We start from the raw sequence: 17,244 nt of genomic DNA, 5'->3' as shown, positions 1-17,244 counted from the left end.
GGGTGTAGGCGCAGGGGCCGCTGGTGGGGGTGCTGGGCGGGGTTGGATGCGCGGCGGCTGCGGCTGGGGCTGCGCTGGCGAGGCCGAGGCCAGTGGTGACGGCGAGCACCAGCAGGGCGGACAGACGATGCTTGCGCACTACGAACCTCCACGGCGTCGACCTCGGGTCACCCCCCGGTCTAATCGACAGCCGTGCATACGTCAAGGTCCGCTCAGGCGGCGAGCTGACCGCCGGGCTCGGGAAAGCCGAGAATCGTCGCGCCGGGCGGTGCGGGGGCCAGAGCCAGGTTACGCAGCGTAGATTGGACAGCCGCCAGGGCACCGGTCAAGGCGCCGGCCGCCTCCCCTGCCCGCTGCAGGGCGTCCGCCACCTGCTGCGACTCGGGGCGGGCGGGATCGGCGACGGCTCGGACCGACAGTTGGTGCAGCATTTGCGGGAGTTTGCCGCTCGCCAGCTTGAGCGAACCTGCCATTTCGTACGCTTCGTTAACGCCGGGCACGGCCGTCTCGTGCTTCGTGGCGTAGGTGAGATAGCGGATCAGGTCGTCGACCAGGTGGGCGGCGCCAGTGGTGCGCACCGGGTCATAGGGTCCGTGCAAGGGGTAAAGCTGTGACAGCGGGTCGTCTGCGAACATCGGTTTCCTTTCACCGGCCTGGGATCCCGCGAGGCTGCCCCGTACGCCTCGAATCCGGGACGAAAGGCACACCGCTTAGAACAGAATGCATCCGCATGGCAAGGACCGTATCGGGCAAAGATTGCGATCCGTTGGAATGACCAGGCGCCGCGCAGACGGGTGGCAGACATCGACCGGCTTTGCATAGCCTCGAACCATGCGGGGGAACATCACTATGGGTAACCATAGAGCTCGAGGACGCCGGGTCTGCGGGTGGCCGCGAGCACGGAACGAGGTGGCTTAGATGCTGTTCCTCATTCTCGGCGCGCTGGAGGTTGTCTTCGGCGACGAAGTCCTCGATCTCGGAGGTCTGCGCCAGCAAGTGGTGCTCGGCACCATGCTCCTGGAAGCCAACCGGGTCATCCGAACCCCCCGCCTCATCGAGGCGCTGTACGGCGAAGATCCACCCTCGACCTCACGGGTGCAGGTCCAGATCTGCATCTCCGCGCTGCGGCGCTTCTTCACCGGGCACGGCATGCCCGACGCGATCCTGACCCGCTCGCAAGGCTATTCGCTGCAGATCCCCGAGGGCAGTCTCGACCTGCAGCGCTGGGAGAGCAACCTGACCCAGGCCCGGCAATCGCGCGAGGGCCAGCGGTTCGAGGAGGCTGTCGGGCAGTACCGCTCGGCGCTGAGCCTGTGGCGCGGCCCCGCCCTCGACGGCGTGGAGAGCCAGGTGGTGCGCTCGGCGGCCGACCGGCTCGCCGACCGCAAGATAACCGCGCATGAGGAGTGCCTCGACCTCGAGCTCAAGCTCGGCCGCCACCACGAGGTCGTGGACGAACTCGGCGCTCTGGTCAGCGAGCACCCGCTGCGCGAGCAACTGCGTGGGCAGTTCATGGTGGCGCTCTACCGCGCCGGCCGGCAGAGCGAGGCGCTGGCCACCTACCGCTCGGCCCGGCTGCGGATGATCGACGAGCTGGGCCTGGAGCCCAACGAGCAGCTGCAGGAACTCGAACGGGCCATCCTCACCTCCGACCCGCGGCTGAGCCTGGCCAAGCCGAGCGCCGCGTCGCCGGCCCCGCCGCCGGTCGCACCGATCCCGGCCGTGCCCGAGGAACTGCCGGCACCACCGGTGCCGGTGGCCACCGAAACCCTGTCCGTGCCCGTGCCGCTGGCGGCCGAGCCGGCCGGGACGCCGGGGCCGCGGCTGCTGCCCACCGACATCGCCGACTTCACCGGCCGCGACCGGCAGATCGAGGCCATCGAGCAGCAGTTCACGGTGGCCTCGGGCTGCACCGCGGGCTACGCCGTGCCGGTCGTGGTCATCGCCGGCAAGCCCGGCATCGGCAAGACCACCCTCGCGGTGCACGCCGGGCACCGGCTTACCGACCGCTATCCCGACGGCCAGCTGTTCGCCGACCTGCACGGCCGGCACGTCGACCAGATCGGCGCCGAACAGGTGCTGGAGCGCTTCCTGCGCGCCCTCGGCGTGCCGGGCACCGCACTGCCGGAAACCCTTGATGAGCGCGCCGAGCTGTACCGGGCGCTGCTGTCGGACCGCCGGATGCTGGTGGTGCTGGACAACGCCGGTGACGAGGGGCAGATCCGGCCGCTGCTGCCGGGCACCTCGCGTTCGGCGGTGCTGGTCAGCAGCCGGGGCCGGCTCGGCGGGCTGCCCGGCGCGGTGCACGTCGACGTGGACGTCTTCGATGAGCACCACTCGATGGAGCTGCTGGCCCGCATCGCCGGGGCCGAGCGGATCGAGGCGGAGCCGCAGGCCACCGCCGAGCTGGCCGGGCTGTGCGGGCACCTGCCGCTGGCGCTGCGCATCGCCGGGGCGCGGCTGGCCGCCCGGCCCCATTGGAGCGTCGACCACCTGGTCGAGCGGCTGGAGAACGAGGCCCGCCGGCTGGACGAGCTCAAGCACAGCGGGCTGGGCATCCGGGCCAGCATCTCGCTGACCTACGACCACCTGGAGGAGGACGCCCGGCGTCTGTTCCGGCTGCTGACCATCCTCAACTTTCCGCACTTCCCGGCCTGGGTGGCCGCGGCGCTGCTGGATCAGCCGTTCTCCGGCGCGCAGGACCTGCTCGACGATTTGGCCGACGCGCAGCTCATCGAGACCACCAGCTCGGGTCGCGGGGTGCACGCCCAATACCGCTTCCACGACCTGATCCGGGTGTTCGCACGCGAGCGTCTGGTCGCCGAGGACGCCACGGCCGAGCGCGAGGCGGCGCTGGAGCGGGTGATGGGCGCGCTGCTGTACATCTCGCGCGAGGCCCGCCGGGGGGTGCACGGCGGCGACTACCTGCAGGTCCCGGTGTCGGATCAGGTCTATCCGCTGCCCGAGCGGCACATGCGCCAGATCGTCGAGGCGCCGCTGGCCTGGTTCGAACGCGAACGCGCAGCGATCGTGGCGGCGGTGCGCCAGTCGGCACAGGCGGGGCTGGTCGAGCACTGCTGGAGCCTGGCGCTGACCGCGGTGCCGTTGTTCGAGTCGCGCAACTATCTCAGCGACTGGCGGGAGACGCATCAGATCGCACTGGCCGCGGCCCGCCAGGCCGGCGACAAGCGGGGTCAGGCGGCCATGCTGTATTCGACCGGCTCGCTCAACGTCATCGAGCGGCGCACCGGAGACGCCCGGGACAACCTGACCGCGGCGGTGGAGATCTTCGGCCGGATCGGCGATGAGGTCGGCACGGCGCTGGTCAACCAGCACCTCGGTCATGTGGAGTGGATCAGCGGCCGCTACGCGCAGGCCGACGATCACTACAGCCGGGCGCTGCAGACCCATCGGCGCAACGGCGATCTCGTGTCGACGGCGTACGTGCTGCAGACCATCGCGCACATCCGGATCGAGCACAACGAGTTCGACGCGGCAATCGAGCTGCTCACCGAGGCTCTGGACCTGAGCCGGCGGGTCGGCAACCGGCGCACCGAGGCCCAGGTGCTGCACCGCCTCGGCGAGGTGCACCGTCACGCGGGCCGGGCCCACGAGGCGGTGGAGGTGCTGGCCCGGGCGTTGAGCGTGGTGCGTGAGTTCGGCGACCCGATCGGGGAGGCGTACATCCTGCACGGGCTGGGAGTGTCGCGGTTGCGCGCCGGGCACGCCGGCGAGGCCACCGAGGATCTGCGCGAGGCGATGCGGCTGGCGTGCGAGACCGGGGACCGGCTGGTTGAGGGGCGGGTGGCGATGGCGCAGGGCGAACTCGCGCTGACCGTCGGGCAGGCGCGGCAGGCGGTGGTGCACCTGCACCGCGCGCTGGGCCTTTTCCGGGCCATCGGGGCGAAGCATTTCGAGGTGCGGGTGCTGCCGATGCTCAGCGATGCCTACGCCGAGGCCGGGGACCTCACCGATTTGCTGACCCCGGCCCCATCGGCTTCGTAGAACGCTTCTGCAAAAACACAGCCCCGGGCCGTGGCCCGGGGCTGTTGTTGTGCTTGATCAGTCCCAGGGCATGTCGCCGGCGGTGTGCGTACCAGCCGTCGTGATCGGGGCGCCCGCGGTGGTGGCGGAGACGGTCAGGGCCGGCAGCGCAACCGCGGTGACCGGCAGAGCGACCGCCGCCACCAGCACAGCGATGCGGACCTTGAGCGACTGGGCGAGGGTGTGGATGCGCACGGCGATTCCCCGTTCAGGAATAAGGAGGGATTAACGCCCTGGTGGCGATTGTTCGCCCCGGGCTGAGGCAAACATTGCCAAGCCCGGCCATCGCTGGATTATCGGTTAACAGCGGCTCTAGGTATCGCCATTGTTATCCCTTTCGCCATCGGCGATAACGGTGGCGAATAACGCGGCGAAGCCCCGGCGATAAGCCCCCGGGGCAGCATCGTCATCAGCCGGAACCACCGGCGGTCGTACAGATGCCGGATCTCCTGCACGAGGGCGGCCCGGACGCGAGGACAGGTGAGATGACATGACGCTCTCAGTGCAAGCCCTGGACGGCGTCTACGGCCGGCCGGCAGTGGGGGTCCGGGCCCGGCTCGAACAGCCCGTCGACGGGCAATGGGCGACCATCGCGGTGGCGGAGACCGACGCGGAGGGCAGCATCGGCGACTTCGCGGCGGGCACGCTGGGCCGCGGGCCGTACCGGCTGGTCTTCGAAAGCGACCCGTATTTCTCCGGGCTCGGCGTCAGCGCCGGCTATCCGGAGATCGGCATTGTCTTCCGCATCCGGGAGCGGCCACACGAATGCCGGATCCAGGTTCTGATGACCCCGCATTCGTATTCGATGTATTTCGGCGGCAAGGCATGAAAGGGATTGCGGTCCCGCAGGAAGGAACAGAAATGATCACCGATTCGACGCTGCAGTTCACCATGCTCGGCTCGTTGGCGGCGGTCCACGGGGGAAACGTGTGCCGTCCTACCGCACCCAAGGTCCGTACCGTGCTCGCCCTGCTGCTGGCGCGGGCCAACTATCTGGTCGAGACCGACTCGATCATCGAGGAGCTGTGGGGGGCCGAGCCGCCGCGCAGCTCGGTGACCACCGCGCAGACCTACATCTACCACCTGCGTCAGCGGCTGACCGCGGCCGGCATCGTCGAGGACGCCGACGACCTGGTGGTCACCACCGCCCCCGGCTACATCCTGCGCGTCGACGAGGACCGCATCGACGCCGTGCGCTTCCAGCGGCTCAGCGACGAGGGCCGGCACCTGCTGGAGGCCGGGCACGCCGAACAGGCCGCGGGCAAGCTGCGCGCGGCGCTCGGGTTGTGGCGCGGTCCGGCGCTGGCCGACGTACCGGCCGGGCGGTTGCTGGAAGGTCACGCCGCGCACCTCGAGGAGGGCCGGATCCGGGCGCTGGAGCTGCGCATCCAGGCCGACATCTTCCTCGGACGCCACCGTCAGCTGCTGCCGGAGCTGCGCACGCTGGTCTCGGCCTACCCGCTCAACGAGTGGCTGCACGCCCGGCTGATCGAGGCGCTGCACCGCAGCGGGCGGCGCGGCGAGGCGCTGATGGCGTACCAGTCGGTGCGCAAGATCCTCGACGAGGAGCTCGGGTTGGAGCCCTCCGCCGAGCTGCGCCGGCTGCAGCAGGATGTGCTGATGGACGAGATGCCGCCGGTCGTCGAGCGGCAGGCGGCTCTGCCGCTGGCGGGCTGAGCAACCCAGACCACAGGGGCTCCCACCGGATCCGGTGGGAGCCCCTGGGTGGTGCTTCAGCCGGCGACGCGGCCGAACAGCAGACGCAGCAGCGAGGGCCGGCGGGCGGCAACGGCCACCGGCTCGCAGGCCGGGCCGGGGGCGGTCTTCGGCGAGCGGCTCAGCGGGACGATGGGCGGGATCATCGCGCCGGGCGCCCATGCGGCCCCGGTGGAGGCCAGACCGATCAGCAGGGTCCGGCCCACCTCCGCGGAGGCCTGGGCGAAGCGAGAGCGTTCCGGCTCCTCGGCGGGAAGCATGTACATGGCGGTCCTTTCCTGGTGAACGTCGAACCTGCCACCCAGCGTGTGAGCCGCCGGTCGAACCGCGGTCGAGAGCCCGCCCTCGACGCCGGCTCGGCCGGTGCTCCAGTCTCGGTGCCTAACGTCGCGCCATGACTCCGATCGATGTCGCGGCGTACTTGGACCGGCTGGGTCTGCCCGCGCTCCCGCCCTCCGCGGAAAACCTTGCCGCCCTGTACGCGGCGCACGTGGAACGGATCCCGTTCGAAACCCTCGACCAGCTACCCGGGGTTGACCCGGCGGACGCGGTGCGCCGCATCATCAGCACCGGCCGCGGTGGCGTCTGCTACCACCTCAACGGCGCGCTGGCGCTGCTGCTCGACGTGCTGGGCTACGACGTCAGCCTGCACCCGGCCGGGGTGCAGAGCCGGTTCGCGCCGCTGCCGCAGGGCCCGAACGGCACCCACAACGTGATCCTGGTGCGGCACCTGCCGGCGGCGGGCAACCCCGAGGGACGCTGGCTGCTCGATGCCGGCTCGGGCGAAGGCTTTCACCGCCCGTTACCGCTGACCGAGGGCCGGTACGAGCAGAACGGCTTCCACTACGGACTGCACCGCACCCCCGGCGGATGGCGGCTGGACTACGACCGGCGTGAATCCTGCCGCGGTCTGGACTTCACCGAGCGCCCCGCCGCTCCGGAGGAGTTCGCGCTGCCCTACGCCGAGCAGGCCGGCACCCACATGGCGATCTTCTTCGAGTACGGCTGGGTGAAGCGCCACCACGCGCACGGCTACGACGAGCTGATCGGCTGCCAGCTCAGCCACGTCAGCACCGGCGGGCGTACGTCCACCACGATCACCGAGGAACAGCAGTGGTACGCGGCCCTGGCCGGCGTCTTCGGGGTCCGGATGCCCGGCCTGGACGCCGAGGCGCGCACCGCGCTCTGGGAACGGGTCCGCCACGCCTGGCACGCCCGCGATTTCGCCACCGCAATCCGGCCACCACGGGCGGAGGCTGTGCGATGAGCGCGACTGACGCGGTGCGCCGGGCCCTGCTTGCCCGCCCGGAGATCGCCCATGCGGCGGTGCTGCGGCGTGACGGCCGGACGGTGGCCTACATCGCGCCCGCCGGCCTGATCACCCCCGCCGAGGTTCGCAGGGTGGCCACCGCGACGGCCCCGGACGCGGTGATCTGCGTGGTGCGCCGCATCCCGTACGCGTGCCTCGACGCGCTGGCGAACGTCCCGGTGGTCGACGTGGCGACACTGCCGGAGGACGTGACCGTACGGCCGGTGGAGCGCGAGGTGCCGCCGCTGCACCTCAGCGATGCCGACGCGCCACCACCTACCGCCGGGACCGGGGAAGCCAGCGATGCCGGGGCAAGCGACGTTTCGGCGTACGCGCAAGGACCCTCGCTTGTGGTTGGTTCCGGCGACCCGGCAACCGTCACCGAGGCGATCATCTCGGCTGTGCATCGTTTCCCGCAGCTCGGGGTGCGTACGATCGGGGCGCACGGCGAGACGTACCAGACCTATCCCGAGCTTTTCGAGCGTGGTCGCCGGGTGCTGAGCGGGCTGCGGGCGCGCGGGCTGGGCGCGGGTTCCTGTGTCGTGCTCGTGAACCGGGACCTGGCCGGCTATGTGGTTGCGGTGTGGGCGTGTCTGCTGGGGGGCATCCGGTTCGTGACGGTTGCCGATCCGGGCAGCACGCAGGGCCGCAGCCCGGCGCTGGACAAGCTGATCGGCGCGTGGCGGGCGCTCGACCGGCCCCTGATCCTCGGCGCCGAGCTGGCCGCGGCAGCCGAGCTGTACGACGAGCCGATCATCGCCACAGCCGGCGTTGCCGAGCTGGACACCGGTGTACCCGCCCCGGATCTGCACACCCCGGAGCCTGCCGATGTGGCGATGTGCACGCTGTCGTCCGGCAGCACCGGCACCCCGAAGATCATCCAGGTCACGCATCGGGCGATCGTCGGCAACGCCCTGGCCAGCCGCCAGGTCGACCTGATCCGCCCGGGCGAGGCGAGCCTGAACTGGTTGCCGTTCGACCATGTCGCCCCGGTGGTCATGTTCCTGCTGCGCGACGTGGTGCTGGGCTGCGACAGCCTGCACGCGGCGACGCCGTGGATCGCCGAGTCGCCGTTGCGCTGGCTGGATCTGCTGGAGCAGCACCGGGTCGCGCACACCTGGACGGCGAACTTCGGTTACCGGCTGATCGCCGACGCGCTGCGCGAGGAAAGCGGGCGCCGCTGGGACCTGTCGCACGTGCGGACCATGCTCAACGCCGGGGAGCAGTGCACCCCGCCGGTGATCCGCGAGTTCATCGCGCGCACCGAGAAGTTCGGGATCGGCCCGCAAACGCTGGTGCACATGTGGGGCATGGCGGAGACGGCTACCGCGGCGACCGTGAAGTTCCTCGCCGCCGAGCACAGCCACCGCCGCATCCTCAAGTCCAGCCTCGCCGGGGTGCTGCGCCAGGCCGGACCCGGGGTGGCCGCCGAGGACTGCATCGAGTTCCTGGCCATGGGCGCGCCCGCGCCGGGCTATGAGGTGCGGATCACCGACGAGGAGCACCGCACGCTGAGCGAGGGCACGATCGGGCGTTTCCAGGTACGAGGTGAGCGCGTCACCCCCGGATATCTCGGCAATCGCGCCGCCAACGCCGAGTCGTTCACCCCCGACGGCTGGTTCGACACCGGGGATCAGGCGTTCCTGCTCGACGGCGAGGTGACCATCACCGGCCGGTCCAAGGAACTGATCGTCATCAACGGCGAGAAGTACTACTGCCATGAGGTCGAGGACCTGTGCGGGGCGCTGGACGGGGTGCGCTCCGGTCTGGTGGCGGCCTGCGGGGTGCCCGATCCGCGCAGTGGCAGCGAACGGCTGGCTGTCTTCTACGTGCCCGAGGACCCGGAAACCACTGCGGTGAGCGGGCGGATCCGGCGGGAGGTGGGGGCTCGGCTGCGGCTCAGCGCGGCGTACGTGGTGCCGTTGAGCGAAGCCGAGTTCCCTCGTACGACCAGCGGCAAGATTCAACGCACGGTGCTGGTGGGTCGCACGGCGGCGGGCGAGTTCGACAGGTACGCCCAGAATCACGAGCTGAGCGTGCCCGCCTGTGCGTACCGTCCGGTGTGGCGGGCCACGCCGCCCTGCGCGCTGCCCGTTGACTCGGTACGCACGCTGGTGTTCGCCGACGATCTCGGGCTGGCCGACGCGTGGCGAGCGGGTGAGCCGGGGGCTGTGGTGGTTCGCGCCGGGGTGGCGTACCAGCAGGACGATCGGGAATGGACGATCGATCCGGCGCAACCGGCGCACTGGCGCCAACTGCACACCGCCCTGGCCGCAGCGGGCCTGCTCCCCCAGCGGCTGCTGTTCGCGTGGAGCTACCTGCCGGACAGCCTGCTGTGGCCGGAGATCCCGCAGGTGCGCACGGACGTCGCCCGCTGCGGGGCGCATCTGCTCAGCGCGTTGCAGACCTTCGGCGGCGAACCCGAACTGGTCACGCTCAGCCGGCGGCTGCGCCGCGTCGACGGCAGCGAGCGGGTCACCTACCCGGCGGCGCTGAGCGCGACGCTGGCCGGGGTGCGCGGCGCCGAGAGCACCGGTTCAGCGGCCCGGCACATCGATCTGCCCGGCGAGGCCCCGGCCACCGACGCGGCGACGCTGCGCCTGGCGCTGGCCGACGCCGCGGGCCGGGGCACCCAGGTTGCGTGGCGTGACGGGCGGCCGTACGTGCAAGCCTTGGAACCTGTCAGTGAGCCGGCACCGGGCCGCGATGCCCTGCGCCGCGGCGGGCGGTACCTGATTGCCGGCGGCACCGGCGGGATCGGTGCGGTGCTGCTCGCCGAACTCGCCGCTCGCTACGACCTGAGCCTGCACCTGATCGGGCGCCGCGACCCGGACACCGATCCGCTGCTGCGTGCTTTCCTCGACGAGTTCACCGCCGCCGGGCACGATGTGCGCTACGACCGCGTCGACGTGCGCGACCCCGACGCGTTGCACCGGGCCGTGCACCGCGCCGAATTGAGCTGGCAGGCCCCGCTCGACGGCATCCTGCACTTCGCCGACGAGTACGCGACCCGCACGCTGGCCGAGGAACGTCCCCGCGACTGGGCCGAGGGCAACGTGGCGAAAATTGCCGGCACGCTGCACCTGGTCCGGCTGCTGTCCGGGCGGCCCGATGCGGAACTGGTCGTCTTCTCCTCGCTGCTGGGCAGCTTGCACCTGGCCGGAACCGCGGCCTACGGCGCGGGTAACAGCTTCGCCGACGCGCTGGTCGAGCATCTGGGTGCGCAAGGGGTCCGGGCTCGCAGCCTGGCGTGGGGATTGTGGGAGGGCATCGGGCTCAACCGCGACAACCCGTACCAGGCGGCTGTGCGCCGGCGCGGGGCGCTGAGCGTGGACGGGCGGACCGGGGCTTTGCTGACCCGGCTGGCGCTGCGCAACCCGCCCGGCACGTATCACCTGGGCTGGGATCCGGCCGGGCCGGCGGTGGCCGCGCTGGTCGACACCGTCGAGGACCTCGCGGCCGAGTCGCTGGTCGTGCTGGGCGACACCGAGCCCGAGCTGAGCGACCTGTTCGGCCGGCGTCTTCCGGTGGCCCGCCTCGCCCCGCCGGATGCGGTGCGGGCACCTGCCGATCCGGAGCAGAACCGGCTGGCCGAGCGGATCGGCGCGGTGCTGCACGTGGTCACCGGGACCCGCGCGGACGCCGGTCAGCCGTTCTACGAGCTGGGCATCGGCTCGATCGCGATGCTGCAGCTGCACGCCCGGCTGGAGGAGGAACTGGACCGCGCGATCGAACGGTCCGCGCTGTTCGACCATCCCACGATCGAGGCCCTGGCGGCGCATCTGCACACCGCCGATCCGGCCGCGGCCGGGGTTTGACCCGGCTTCGACCGCCACCACCGAGCATTGCGAACCAGCACCCCTCGCCGTACGAGAGGAACCACCATGACAGCGCCCGCCACTGTTCTCACCCCCGCCACTGCCGCCGCCTTGTCGCCCACCCCGCAGCAGGAACTGCTGAACCTGCTCGCCGGCAAGATGGTCTCCGCGGTCGTCTGCGTGCTCGCCCGCGTCGGCGTGGCCGACCTGCTCGCCGACGGCCCGCGCGAGGTGGCCGACCTGGCCGCAGCCACCGGCTGCGACCCGGAGATGCTCTACCGCTTCCTGCGCTGCGCGGCCGGTGCCGGCGTGTTCGCCGAGCAGACCGACGGCCGCTTCGCTCTCACCCCGACCGCGGACCTGCTGCGCAGCGACGCGCCCGGTTCGGTGCGCCACCTCGCCTACCTGTACGGCGAGGAGAGCGTCTGGAACTGCTTCGGCTCGGCGATCGACACGCTGCGTACCGGGCAGCCCGCCGGCCCGGCCCTGCGCGGCGGGCAGGGCTGGTTCGACTACATGGAGACCGCCCACGGCGGCGAGTACGCCGAGGTGTTCCACAAGGCGATGACCGGAGTGAGCAACCGCGCCGACCAGGTCGCCAAGGACTTCGACTTCAGCCGATTTCGCCACGTCGCCGACATCGGCGGTGGGCAGGGCCGGCTGCTGTCGGCCATCCTCACCGAGCAGCCCGAGCTGCGGGGCACGCTGTTCGACACCGCGTCGGCGGTGGCCGGGGCGGCGCCGGTGCTGGCCGGGCAGGGCGTGGCGGACCGCGTCGAATGCGTGGTCGGTGACTTCTTCGAGTCGGTGCCCAGCGGTCCGGATGCCTATGTGATGAAGGCGATCCTGCACGACTGGAGCGATGAGGACTCGGTGCGGATCCTGACCAGCATCCGTACCGCCATCGGCGACAACAGCGAAGCCCGCGTCCTGCTCGTCGAGTCGGTGGTGGCCGAGCTCAACGAGTGGCACTTCGCCAAGGCCATGGACATCGCGATGGGGGTGAGCCTGGGCGGCAAGGAACGCAACCGGGCGCAGTGGGCCGCGTTGCTGGCGCAGGCCGGCTTCGAGCTGGTCGAGGTCACCCGCACCGCTCCCCCGCACAGCGTCGTCGAGGCCCGCCCGATCTGAGAGAGCTGGGAGACCACGGCGATGCACGAGTACCCGTTCCGGTGGCCCTCACCGGTGGACCAACCGGCCGAGTGGGCCGGGCTGCACGAGGAACCGCTGGTGCCGGTGCGCCTGCCCAGCGGCGACACCGCCCTGCTGATCACCCGGTACGACGATGTGCGGGCGGTGCTGGCCGATCACCGGGTCAGCAAGAACCGCAACCGTAAGGGCGCCGCCCGGATGACCGAGAACAAGCAGAAGATCTTCCAGACGCCGGTGGCGATGCACGGTCCGGAGCACACCCGGGTACGACGGCTGATCGGCAAGACCTTCACCGCCAAACGGGTCGAGGCGTTGCGGCCGCGGATCGCCGGTATCGTCGAGGAGCTGCTCGACGACCTGGCCCGCGCGCCGCAACCGGTCGACCTCAACGCCACGTTCAGTTTCCCGCTGACCATCCGGGTCATCTGCGAACTGCTCGGCGTCCCGGCTCAGGAGCGGGAGCACTTCGGTGACACCAGCGCCCCGCCGTGGGAGTACATGCGGGGGCTGATCGAGCGGCGCCGGCGCGAACCCGGTGACGACCTGATCAGCGACCTCATCGGGGTGCACGACGCCGAGGACGGCCGGCTCAGCACCGAGGAGCTGGTCTGGTGGTGCACGCTGCTGCTGCTGGCCGGCTACGAGACCACTGCCAACCAGCTGTCCGGGTCGGTGGTGCTGCTGCTGCACCAGCCGGGCGAGCCCGAGCGGCTGCGCACCGATCCAGAGCTGGTGCCGGCCGCGGTCGAGGAGCTGTTGCGCTGCCAGGTGGTCGGCTCGTCACTGTCGATGCTGCGGGTGGTCACCGAGGACATCGAGGTGGGCGGCTGCCCGGTGCCGGCCGGCACCAGCGTCATCCCGGCGCTGGACGCGGCGAACTTCGACCCGGCGGCGTTCGGCTGCCCGGCCAGCTTCGACGTGGACCGCGCGCCGCGCCGCACGCAGCTGACCTTCAGCACCGGTCAGCACTTCTGCCTGGGTGCGCCGCTGGCCCGGGTGCAGCTGCAGGAGGCGATCGGCCGGCTGGTCCGGCGCTTCCCGAACCTGCGGCTCGCGGTGCTCACGCCGCAGCTCCAGCGCGCCGAGGACATCTTCTTCCCTGCCTTCACCGCCGTTCCGATGTTTCTTTAGGAGATCGACATGGCTGCCAGGCCGTATCCGTTCGAGCGTCCCTCGGCGCTCGAGATCCCGGCGGAGCTGGGTGATCTGCGCCGCGAGCCGGTGTGCCCGGTGACCCTGCCCAGCGGCGATACCGCGCTGATGGTGACCCGCTACGCCGATGTGCGCAAGCTGCTCACCGATGACCGGCTCAGCCGCAACCTCGCCCGGCCCGGTGCGGCTCGGATCTCCAAGGAGAACCGGATGTTCCAGGACCCGCGCATCAACCCGGATCCGCCGGAGCACACCCGGGTGCGGCGGCTGGTGATGAAGGCGTTCAGCGCGGCGCGGGTGGAGAGGCTGCGGCCGTACATCCAAGGTCTGGTTGATGATCTGCTCGACAAGATGGCGGCGGCCGGGGGTGGGCGGCCGGTCGATCTCAACGAGGCGCTGGCGTTCCCGTTGCCGATCCAGGTGATCTGCAAGCTGCTGGGCGTGCCCGACGCCGACCATGACCAGCTACGCGGGTGGACCGACGCGTTCCTGTCGGTGAGCCGGTTCAGCAAGGAGGACATCGGGCGCAGCATGAAGGAGATGAACGCCTACATCGCGCGGCTGGTGCAAGCCAAGCGGTCGGCGCCGGGTGACGACCTGATCAGCGCGATGATCCGGGTACGCGACGAGGACGACGGTGCGCTCGCCGAGTACGAGCTGCACTGGTGGTGCCGGCTGCTGCTGCTGGTCGGCTATGAGACCACGGCCACCCAGCTCGGCGGCGGGATCGCGTTGCTGCTGTCGCATCCCGAGCAGCTTTCCGCGTTGCGCGCCGACTACGGGCTCATCCCGCAGGCCGTCGAGGAAACCCTGCGCTGGAAGCTGGTCGGGTCGTCGGTGTCGATGCTGCGCTATGTCACCGAGGACATCGACATGGGCGGGTGGACCCTGCCGGCGGGCAGCAGCGTGATCCCCGCGGTGGACTCGGCCAACCAGGACGACAGCGTGTTCGAACACCCCGGACGTTTCGACATCAGCCGGGAGCAGAACGCGCACCTCACGTTCAGTTTGGGCGCGCATTTCTGCGTCGGCGCGGCGCTGGCCCGGCTCCAGCTACAGATCGCCACCGAGAGTTTGCTGCGCCGCTTTCCCGATCTCAAGCTGCACGTGCCGGCCGAGCAGTTGCAGCGTCAGCCGGGCGCGCTGCTCGAAGGTTTCATCAGCATCCCGGTGGAGTGGTGACGTGCGGGTCCTGGTGACCGCGTGGGCGTGGCCGTCGCATTATCTGCCGCTGGTGCCCACGTTGTGGGCGCTGCGGGCGGCCGGTCACGAGGTGCTGGTGGCCAGCCAGCCGGCGCTGGCCGCGGTGGTGCGTGACTCCGGGGTGCCGTTCGTGGCGGCCGGAGCCGATCTGGACCACGAGGCGTTGCGCCGGCGGCAGATGCGCGATCTGACGCACGCCGACGTGCCGCCGCCACCGCCGCCGGGGCAGAGCGCGAAGGTGTGGACGCCGGACGAGTGGGTGCGCGTCAGCAAGGTGTTCAGCGTGTTCGCGGCGCGCTCGGCGGCGATGCTCGACGACCTGGTCGAGGTGGCCCGCGCGTTCCGCCCGGACCTGGTGCTGTTCGAGCCGGCCACCTACGCCGGGCCGTTGGTGGCTGGGCTGCTGGGGGTTCCGGCGGTACGACACCTGCACGGGGTGGATCTGACGTATCAGGCGCATGAGGTCGTACCGGCGTTGATCGCACCGCTGGCCGGGCGGCTCGGGATCGCGCCGGTGGACCCGCTCGGCACGCACACGGTGGACATCTGCCCGCCGAGCATGCAGATCCCGGCGCGGGTGAGCCGCACGGTGCAGCGCTATGTGCCGTACAACGGGCGCGCGGATTCGCCGTCCTGGCTGAGGGAATCACCGGCGGGTAACCGGGTTTGCCTGACGTGGGGCGCGACGAGCAGTTCGCTGGGCGCGCCGTTCGCCCCGCCGGCGGTGCTGGAGGCACTGGCCGGCACCGGGCTCGACGTGGTCGTGACGCTCACCCCGGCCGACCGGGAACGGCTGGGCCCGGTGCCCGGCAACGCCCGGGTCGTGTCCTCGCTCGCGTTGCAGCAGGTGCTGCCCGGTTGCGCCGCGGTGATCCATCAGGGCGGGTTCGGCAGCACGCTGACCGCGGCTGCGCTCGGGGTGCCCCAGTTGGTGCTGCCGCAACTGGTGGACCAGAAGTTCCAAGCCGCCCGGCTCGCCGCGACGGGTGCGGGCACCGTGCTGGCCGCCGCGGACTTCTCCGGCCCGGCCGTCCGCGAGCGGGTGGACGCCGTGACCAGCGACCCCTCGTACGCCACCGCTGCCGCCGCGTTGCAGCAAGAGATCCGATCCGTGCCCGCACCGGCGGACACCGTTACCGACCTGCTCGCCCTCACCACCGGGAGTTCCAGATGACCGACGTGCTCAGGCCCGCACCGGCAACGCCCCCGCGCCCGCTCCCCCAGCGCCGCGACGACGTGCTGCGCAAACTCACCCACGAACGGCACCTGTGGCTGGCCACCTCCGGTCCGCAGGGTCCGCACCTGATCCCGCTGTCGTACTACTGGGACGGCTCCGCGCTGCTCATGACCACCAAGACGACCTCGCGCACGGTCCGCAACCTGCGCACCGAGCCGCACGCGCGCGCCGCGATCGGCACGGGCAGCGACGTGGTCCTGGTCGACGGCGAGGTGCAGATCGAGCCCGCCGAGGACCTCAACCCGCTCATCTTCCGCCGGTTGCCGCTGAGCCCGCAGCGGGTGCCGGGCGTGGTGGCGCTGCGGCTGCCGGCCGACAGCGTGCAGGCGTGGCGCGGGGTGCACGAGATCCCCGGCCGCGTGGTCCGCGAGGACGGGCACTGGCTCAGCTGACCCCGCAACCTGAAAGCGCCGCCGTCGCCCATGTGGGCGAGGGCGGCGCTTTTGGGTGACGTCAGGCCGGTTGCTTGATCTGCTCCAGGGCCCGGGCGGCCACGCGCAGCGCCTCGATCTGGCCCTCGACCGTGGGGGCGAGCAGCGTCAACCCGAGCGTGGTCACCCCGGCGCGGGCGTAGGCAGCCAGCCGCGGGGCGAGGCGGTGCTCGTTGCCGATCAGCGCCACCTGATCCATCAGCTCCATGGGAACCGCGCGGGCGGCGGCCGGGCGGTTGCCGGCGCGGCAGTGCGCGTTGATCTGTGCGGCGGCCTCGCCGAATCCCAGACGCTCGGCCAGGCGGAAGTAGATGCTGCGGGCCGGGTCACCCATGCCGATGAAGTTGGCGAAGTAGTCGCGCAATGGACGCGCCGCGACCTGCGGGTCGTCGCCCACGCCGATCGCGATCGAGGGCAGCACCTCGAAGCCGTCGAGGGTCTTGCCGGCCACCGCGCGGCCCTCGGCAACCTGTTCCAGGGATTCGCGGACCCGCTCGGGTGACAGGAAGACCCCGATCCAGCCGTCGGCGATCTCCCCGGTCAGGCGCAGGCTGCGCGGCCCCACCCCGGCCAGATAGATCGGCAGGTCCGCACGGGTGGCGGCGGCGCGCAGGTGGGCGGGTTCGTCGCAGCCGGGCGGCGGGAGAGGGTAGTGCCGGCCGGCGTGGCGCACCGGGGCACCGCTGAGCGCGGTGCGCACGACTTCGACGTACTCGCGGGTGCGCTGCAGGGGGTGGTCGAAGGTGACGCCGTACCAGCCGCGGGAGACGTCGGGATTGGACACGCCCAGGCCGAGGTGGAACCGGCCGCCGGACAGCCCGTCCAGGGTGGCGGCGGTCAGGGCGGTCATGACCGGGGCGCGTCCGGGGATCTGCATGACACCCGAGCCGAGCCCGATGGTGCTGGTCACGGCGGCCACCGCGCCGAGCACCGAGGGGGCGTCGGCGCGGAAGCCTTCGGGGGCCAGGGCCATGGCGCAGCCCAGGCGTTCGGCTTCGCGGGCCACTTCGACGGCTCCGGAGGGTTGAAGAAAAACAGCGAGTCGCACGAGCACTCCCGCGGGGTGAGGACGGAAACCTACGGTCGCGATGGTGGCGGGCCGGCGTCGAGCCACAACGGAGCCGTACGGCCCGAGCGCGCGTCGACCGCCCCGCGAGCGAAGCCGGGCAGCCTGGCGGCGCG

The 17,244-nt window shown here is 71.3% G+C and carries 14 protein-coding genes; 10 read left to right on the top strand and 4 right to left on the bottom strand.

Going from position 1 to position 17,244, the window contains the following annotated elements; translation table 11 throughout:
• Positions 1-212 precede the first annotated feature (212 nt).
• Positions 213-635, bottom strand: a complete 423-nt coding sequence (locus tag TFC3_RS33280; protein ID WP_067510132.1) for a hypothetical protein — start codon at positions 633-635, stop codon at positions 213-215.
• A 283-nt stretch (positions 636-918) separates the two neighbouring features.
• Here TFC3_RS33280 and TFC3_RS33275 point away from each other — a divergent pair, with 283 nt between their 5' ends.
• Entirely contained in the window at positions 919-4,005 is a 3,087-nt protein-coding gene (locus TFC3_RS33275) for an AfsR/SARP family transcriptional regulator (RefSeq protein ID WP_067510130.1), read from the top strand.
• Positions 4,006-4,062: 57 nt separating this feature from the next.
• Here TFC3_RS33275 and TFC3_RS38355 read toward each other — a convergent pair whose 3' ends face one another.
• Complete coding sequence (locus TFC3_RS38355) at positions 4,063-4,239, bottom strand: hypothetical protein (RefSeq protein WP_161952723.1); 177 nt, start codon at positions 4,237-4,239, stop codon at positions 4,063-4,065.
• A 295-nt stretch (positions 4,240-4,534) separates the two neighbouring features.
• Here TFC3_RS38355 and TFC3_RS33270 point away from each other — a divergent pair, with 295 nt between their 5' ends.
• Both TFC3_RS33270 and TFC3_RS33265 read left to right on the top strand, forming a co-directional pair.
• Positions 4,535-4,873 carry a hydroxyisourate hydrolase gene (locus TFC3_RS33270; protein ID WP_067510129.1) on the top strand — a complete coding sequence of 113 codons (339 nt, stop codon included), beginning with the start codon at positions 4,535-4,537 and terminating at the stop codon, positions 4,871-4,873.
• 32 nt (positions 4,874-4,905) lie between these two features.
• Entirely contained in the window at positions 4,906-5,721 is an 816-nt protein-coding gene (locus TFC3_RS33265) for an AfsR/SARP family transcriptional regulator (RefSeq protein ID WP_067510127.1), read from the top strand.
• 56 nt (positions 5,722-5,777) lie between these two features.
• Here TFC3_RS33265 and TFC3_RS33260 read toward each other — a convergent pair whose 3' ends face one another.
• Positions 5,778-6,026 (bottom strand): hypothetical protein, encoded by a 249-nt coding sequence (locus TFC3_RS33260; RefSeq protein ID WP_067510125.1) that lies wholly within the window; start codon positions 6,024-6,026, stop codon positions 5,778-5,780.
• Positions 6,027-6,154: 128 nt separating this feature from the next.
• Here TFC3_RS33260 and TFC3_RS33255 point away from each other — a divergent pair, with 128 nt between their 5' ends.
• The 7 genes from TFC3_RS33255 (at position 6,155) to TFC3_RS33225 (ending at position 16,023) form a co-directional block, all read left to right on the top strand.
• Complete coding sequence (locus TFC3_RS33255; RefSeq protein ID WP_067510123.1) at positions 6,155-7,027, top strand: arylamine N-acetyltransferase; 873 nt, start codon at positions 6,155-6,157, stop codon at positions 7,025-7,027.
• Entirely contained in the window at positions 7,024-10,887 is a 3,864-nt protein-coding gene (locus TFC3_RS33250) for an SDR family NAD(P)-dependent oxidoreductase (RefSeq protein WP_067510121.1), read from the top strand. Before TFC3_RS33255 ends, TFC3_RS33250 begins: the two co-directional genes overlap by 4 nt.
• Positions 10,888-10,953: 66 nt before the next feature.
• The gene (locus tag TFC3_RS33245; RefSeq protein ID WP_067510119.1) at positions 10,954-12,018 is read left to right on the top strand and encodes a methyltransferase; all 1,065 of its coding nucleotides are present in this window, start codon (positions 10,954-10,956) and stop codon (positions 12,016-12,018) included.
• 21 nt (positions 12,019-12,039) lie between these two features.
• The gene (locus TFC3_RS33240; RefSeq protein WP_067510117.1) at positions 12,040-13,170 is read left to right on the top strand and encodes a cytochrome P450; all 1,131 of its coding nucleotides are present in this window, start codon (positions 12,040-12,042) and stop codon (positions 13,168-13,170) included.
• A gap of 9 nt (positions 13,171-13,179) precedes the next feature.
• On the top strand, positions 13,180-14,373 hold the full coding sequence (locus TFC3_RS33235; RefSeq protein WP_067510114.1) for a cytochrome P450: 1,194 nt from the start codon (positions 13,180-13,182) through the stop codon (positions 14,371-14,373).
• 1 nt (position 14,374) lies between these two features.
• Complete coding sequence (locus TFC3_RS33230; protein ID WP_067510112.1) at positions 14,375-15,568, top strand: nucleotide disphospho-sugar-binding domain-containing protein; 1,194 nt, start codon at positions 14,375-14,377, stop codon at positions 15,566-15,568.
• Positions 15,565-16,023, top strand: a complete 459-nt coding sequence (locus TFC3_RS33225) for a pyridoxamine 5'-phosphate oxidase family protein (RefSeq protein ID WP_067510110.1) — start codon at positions 15,565-15,567, stop codon at positions 16,021-16,023. Before TFC3_RS33230 ends, TFC3_RS33225 begins: the two co-directional genes overlap by 4 nt.
• A gap of 61 nt (positions 16,024-16,084) precedes the next feature.
• Here the strand turns inward: TFC3_RS33225 and TFC3_RS39855 are convergent, their stop codons facing one another.
• A complete protein-coding gene (locus TFC3_RS39855) occupies positions 16,085-17,110 on the bottom strand; it encodes an LLM class flavin-dependent oxidoreductase (RefSeq protein WP_067510108.1) in 1,026 nt (341 codons plus the stop codon).
• Positions 17,111-17,244 lie beyond the last annotated feature (134 nt).

It is taken from the genome of Actinoplanes sp. TFC3 (assembly GCF_001553785.1).
Classification (GTDB): domain Bacteria; phylum Actinomycetota; class Actinomycetes; order Mycobacteriales; family Micromonosporaceae; genus Actinoplanes.
Note: the sequence above shows the minus strand (reverse complement) of the source record. Positions and strands in the feature narration are given on the sequence as shown.

What these genes read in the sequence shown, in the direction of transcription:
- TFC3_RS33275 (WP_067510130.1), top strand. Translation starts at nt 919, where the DNA reads ATGCTGTTCCTCATTCTCGGCGCGCTGGAGGTTGTCTTCGGCGACGAA.
- TFC3_RS33270 (WP_067510129.1), top strand. Translation starts at nt 4,535, where the DNA reads ATGACGCTCTCAGTGCAAGCCCTGGACGGCGTCTACGGCCGGCCGGCA.
- TFC3_RS33225 (WP_067510110.1), top strand. Translation starts at nt 15,565, where the DNA reads ATGACCGACGTGCTCAGGCCCGCACCGGCAACGCCCCCGCGCCCGCTC.
- TFC3_RS33280 (WP_067510132.1), bottom strand. Translation starts at nt 635, where the DNA reads ATGTTCGCAGACGACCCGCTGTCACAGCTTTACCCCTTGCACGGACCC.
- TFC3_RS33240 (WP_067510117.1), top strand. Translation starts at nt 12,040, where the DNA reads ATGCACGAGTACCCGTTCCGGTGGCCCTCACCGGTGGACCAACCGGCC.
- TFC3_RS33250 (WP_067510121.1), top strand. Translation starts at nt 7,024, where the DNA reads ATGAGCGCGACTGACGCGGTGCGCCGGGCCCTGCTTGCCCGCCCGGAG.
- TFC3_RS33245 (WP_067510119.1), top strand. Translation starts at nt 10,954, where the DNA reads ATGACAGCGCCCGCCACTGTTCTCACCCCCGCCACTGCCGCCGCCTTG.
- TFC3_RS33265 (WP_067510127.1), top strand. Translation starts at nt 4,906, where the DNA reads ATGATCACCGATTCGACGCTGCAGTTCACCATGCTCGGCTCGTTGGCG.
- TFC3_RS33255 (WP_067510123.1), top strand. Translation starts at nt 6,155, where the DNA reads ATGACTCCGATCGATGTCGCGGCGTACTTGGACCGGCTGGGTCTGCCC.
- TFC3_RS33260 (WP_067510125.1), bottom strand. Translation starts at nt 6,026, where the DNA reads ATGTACATGCTTCCCGCCGAGGAGCCGGAACGCTCTCGCTTCGCCCAG.
- TFC3_RS33235 (WP_067510114.1), top strand. Translation starts at nt 13,180, where the DNA reads ATGGCTGCCAGGCCGTATCCGTTCGAGCGTCCCTCGGCGCTCGAGATC.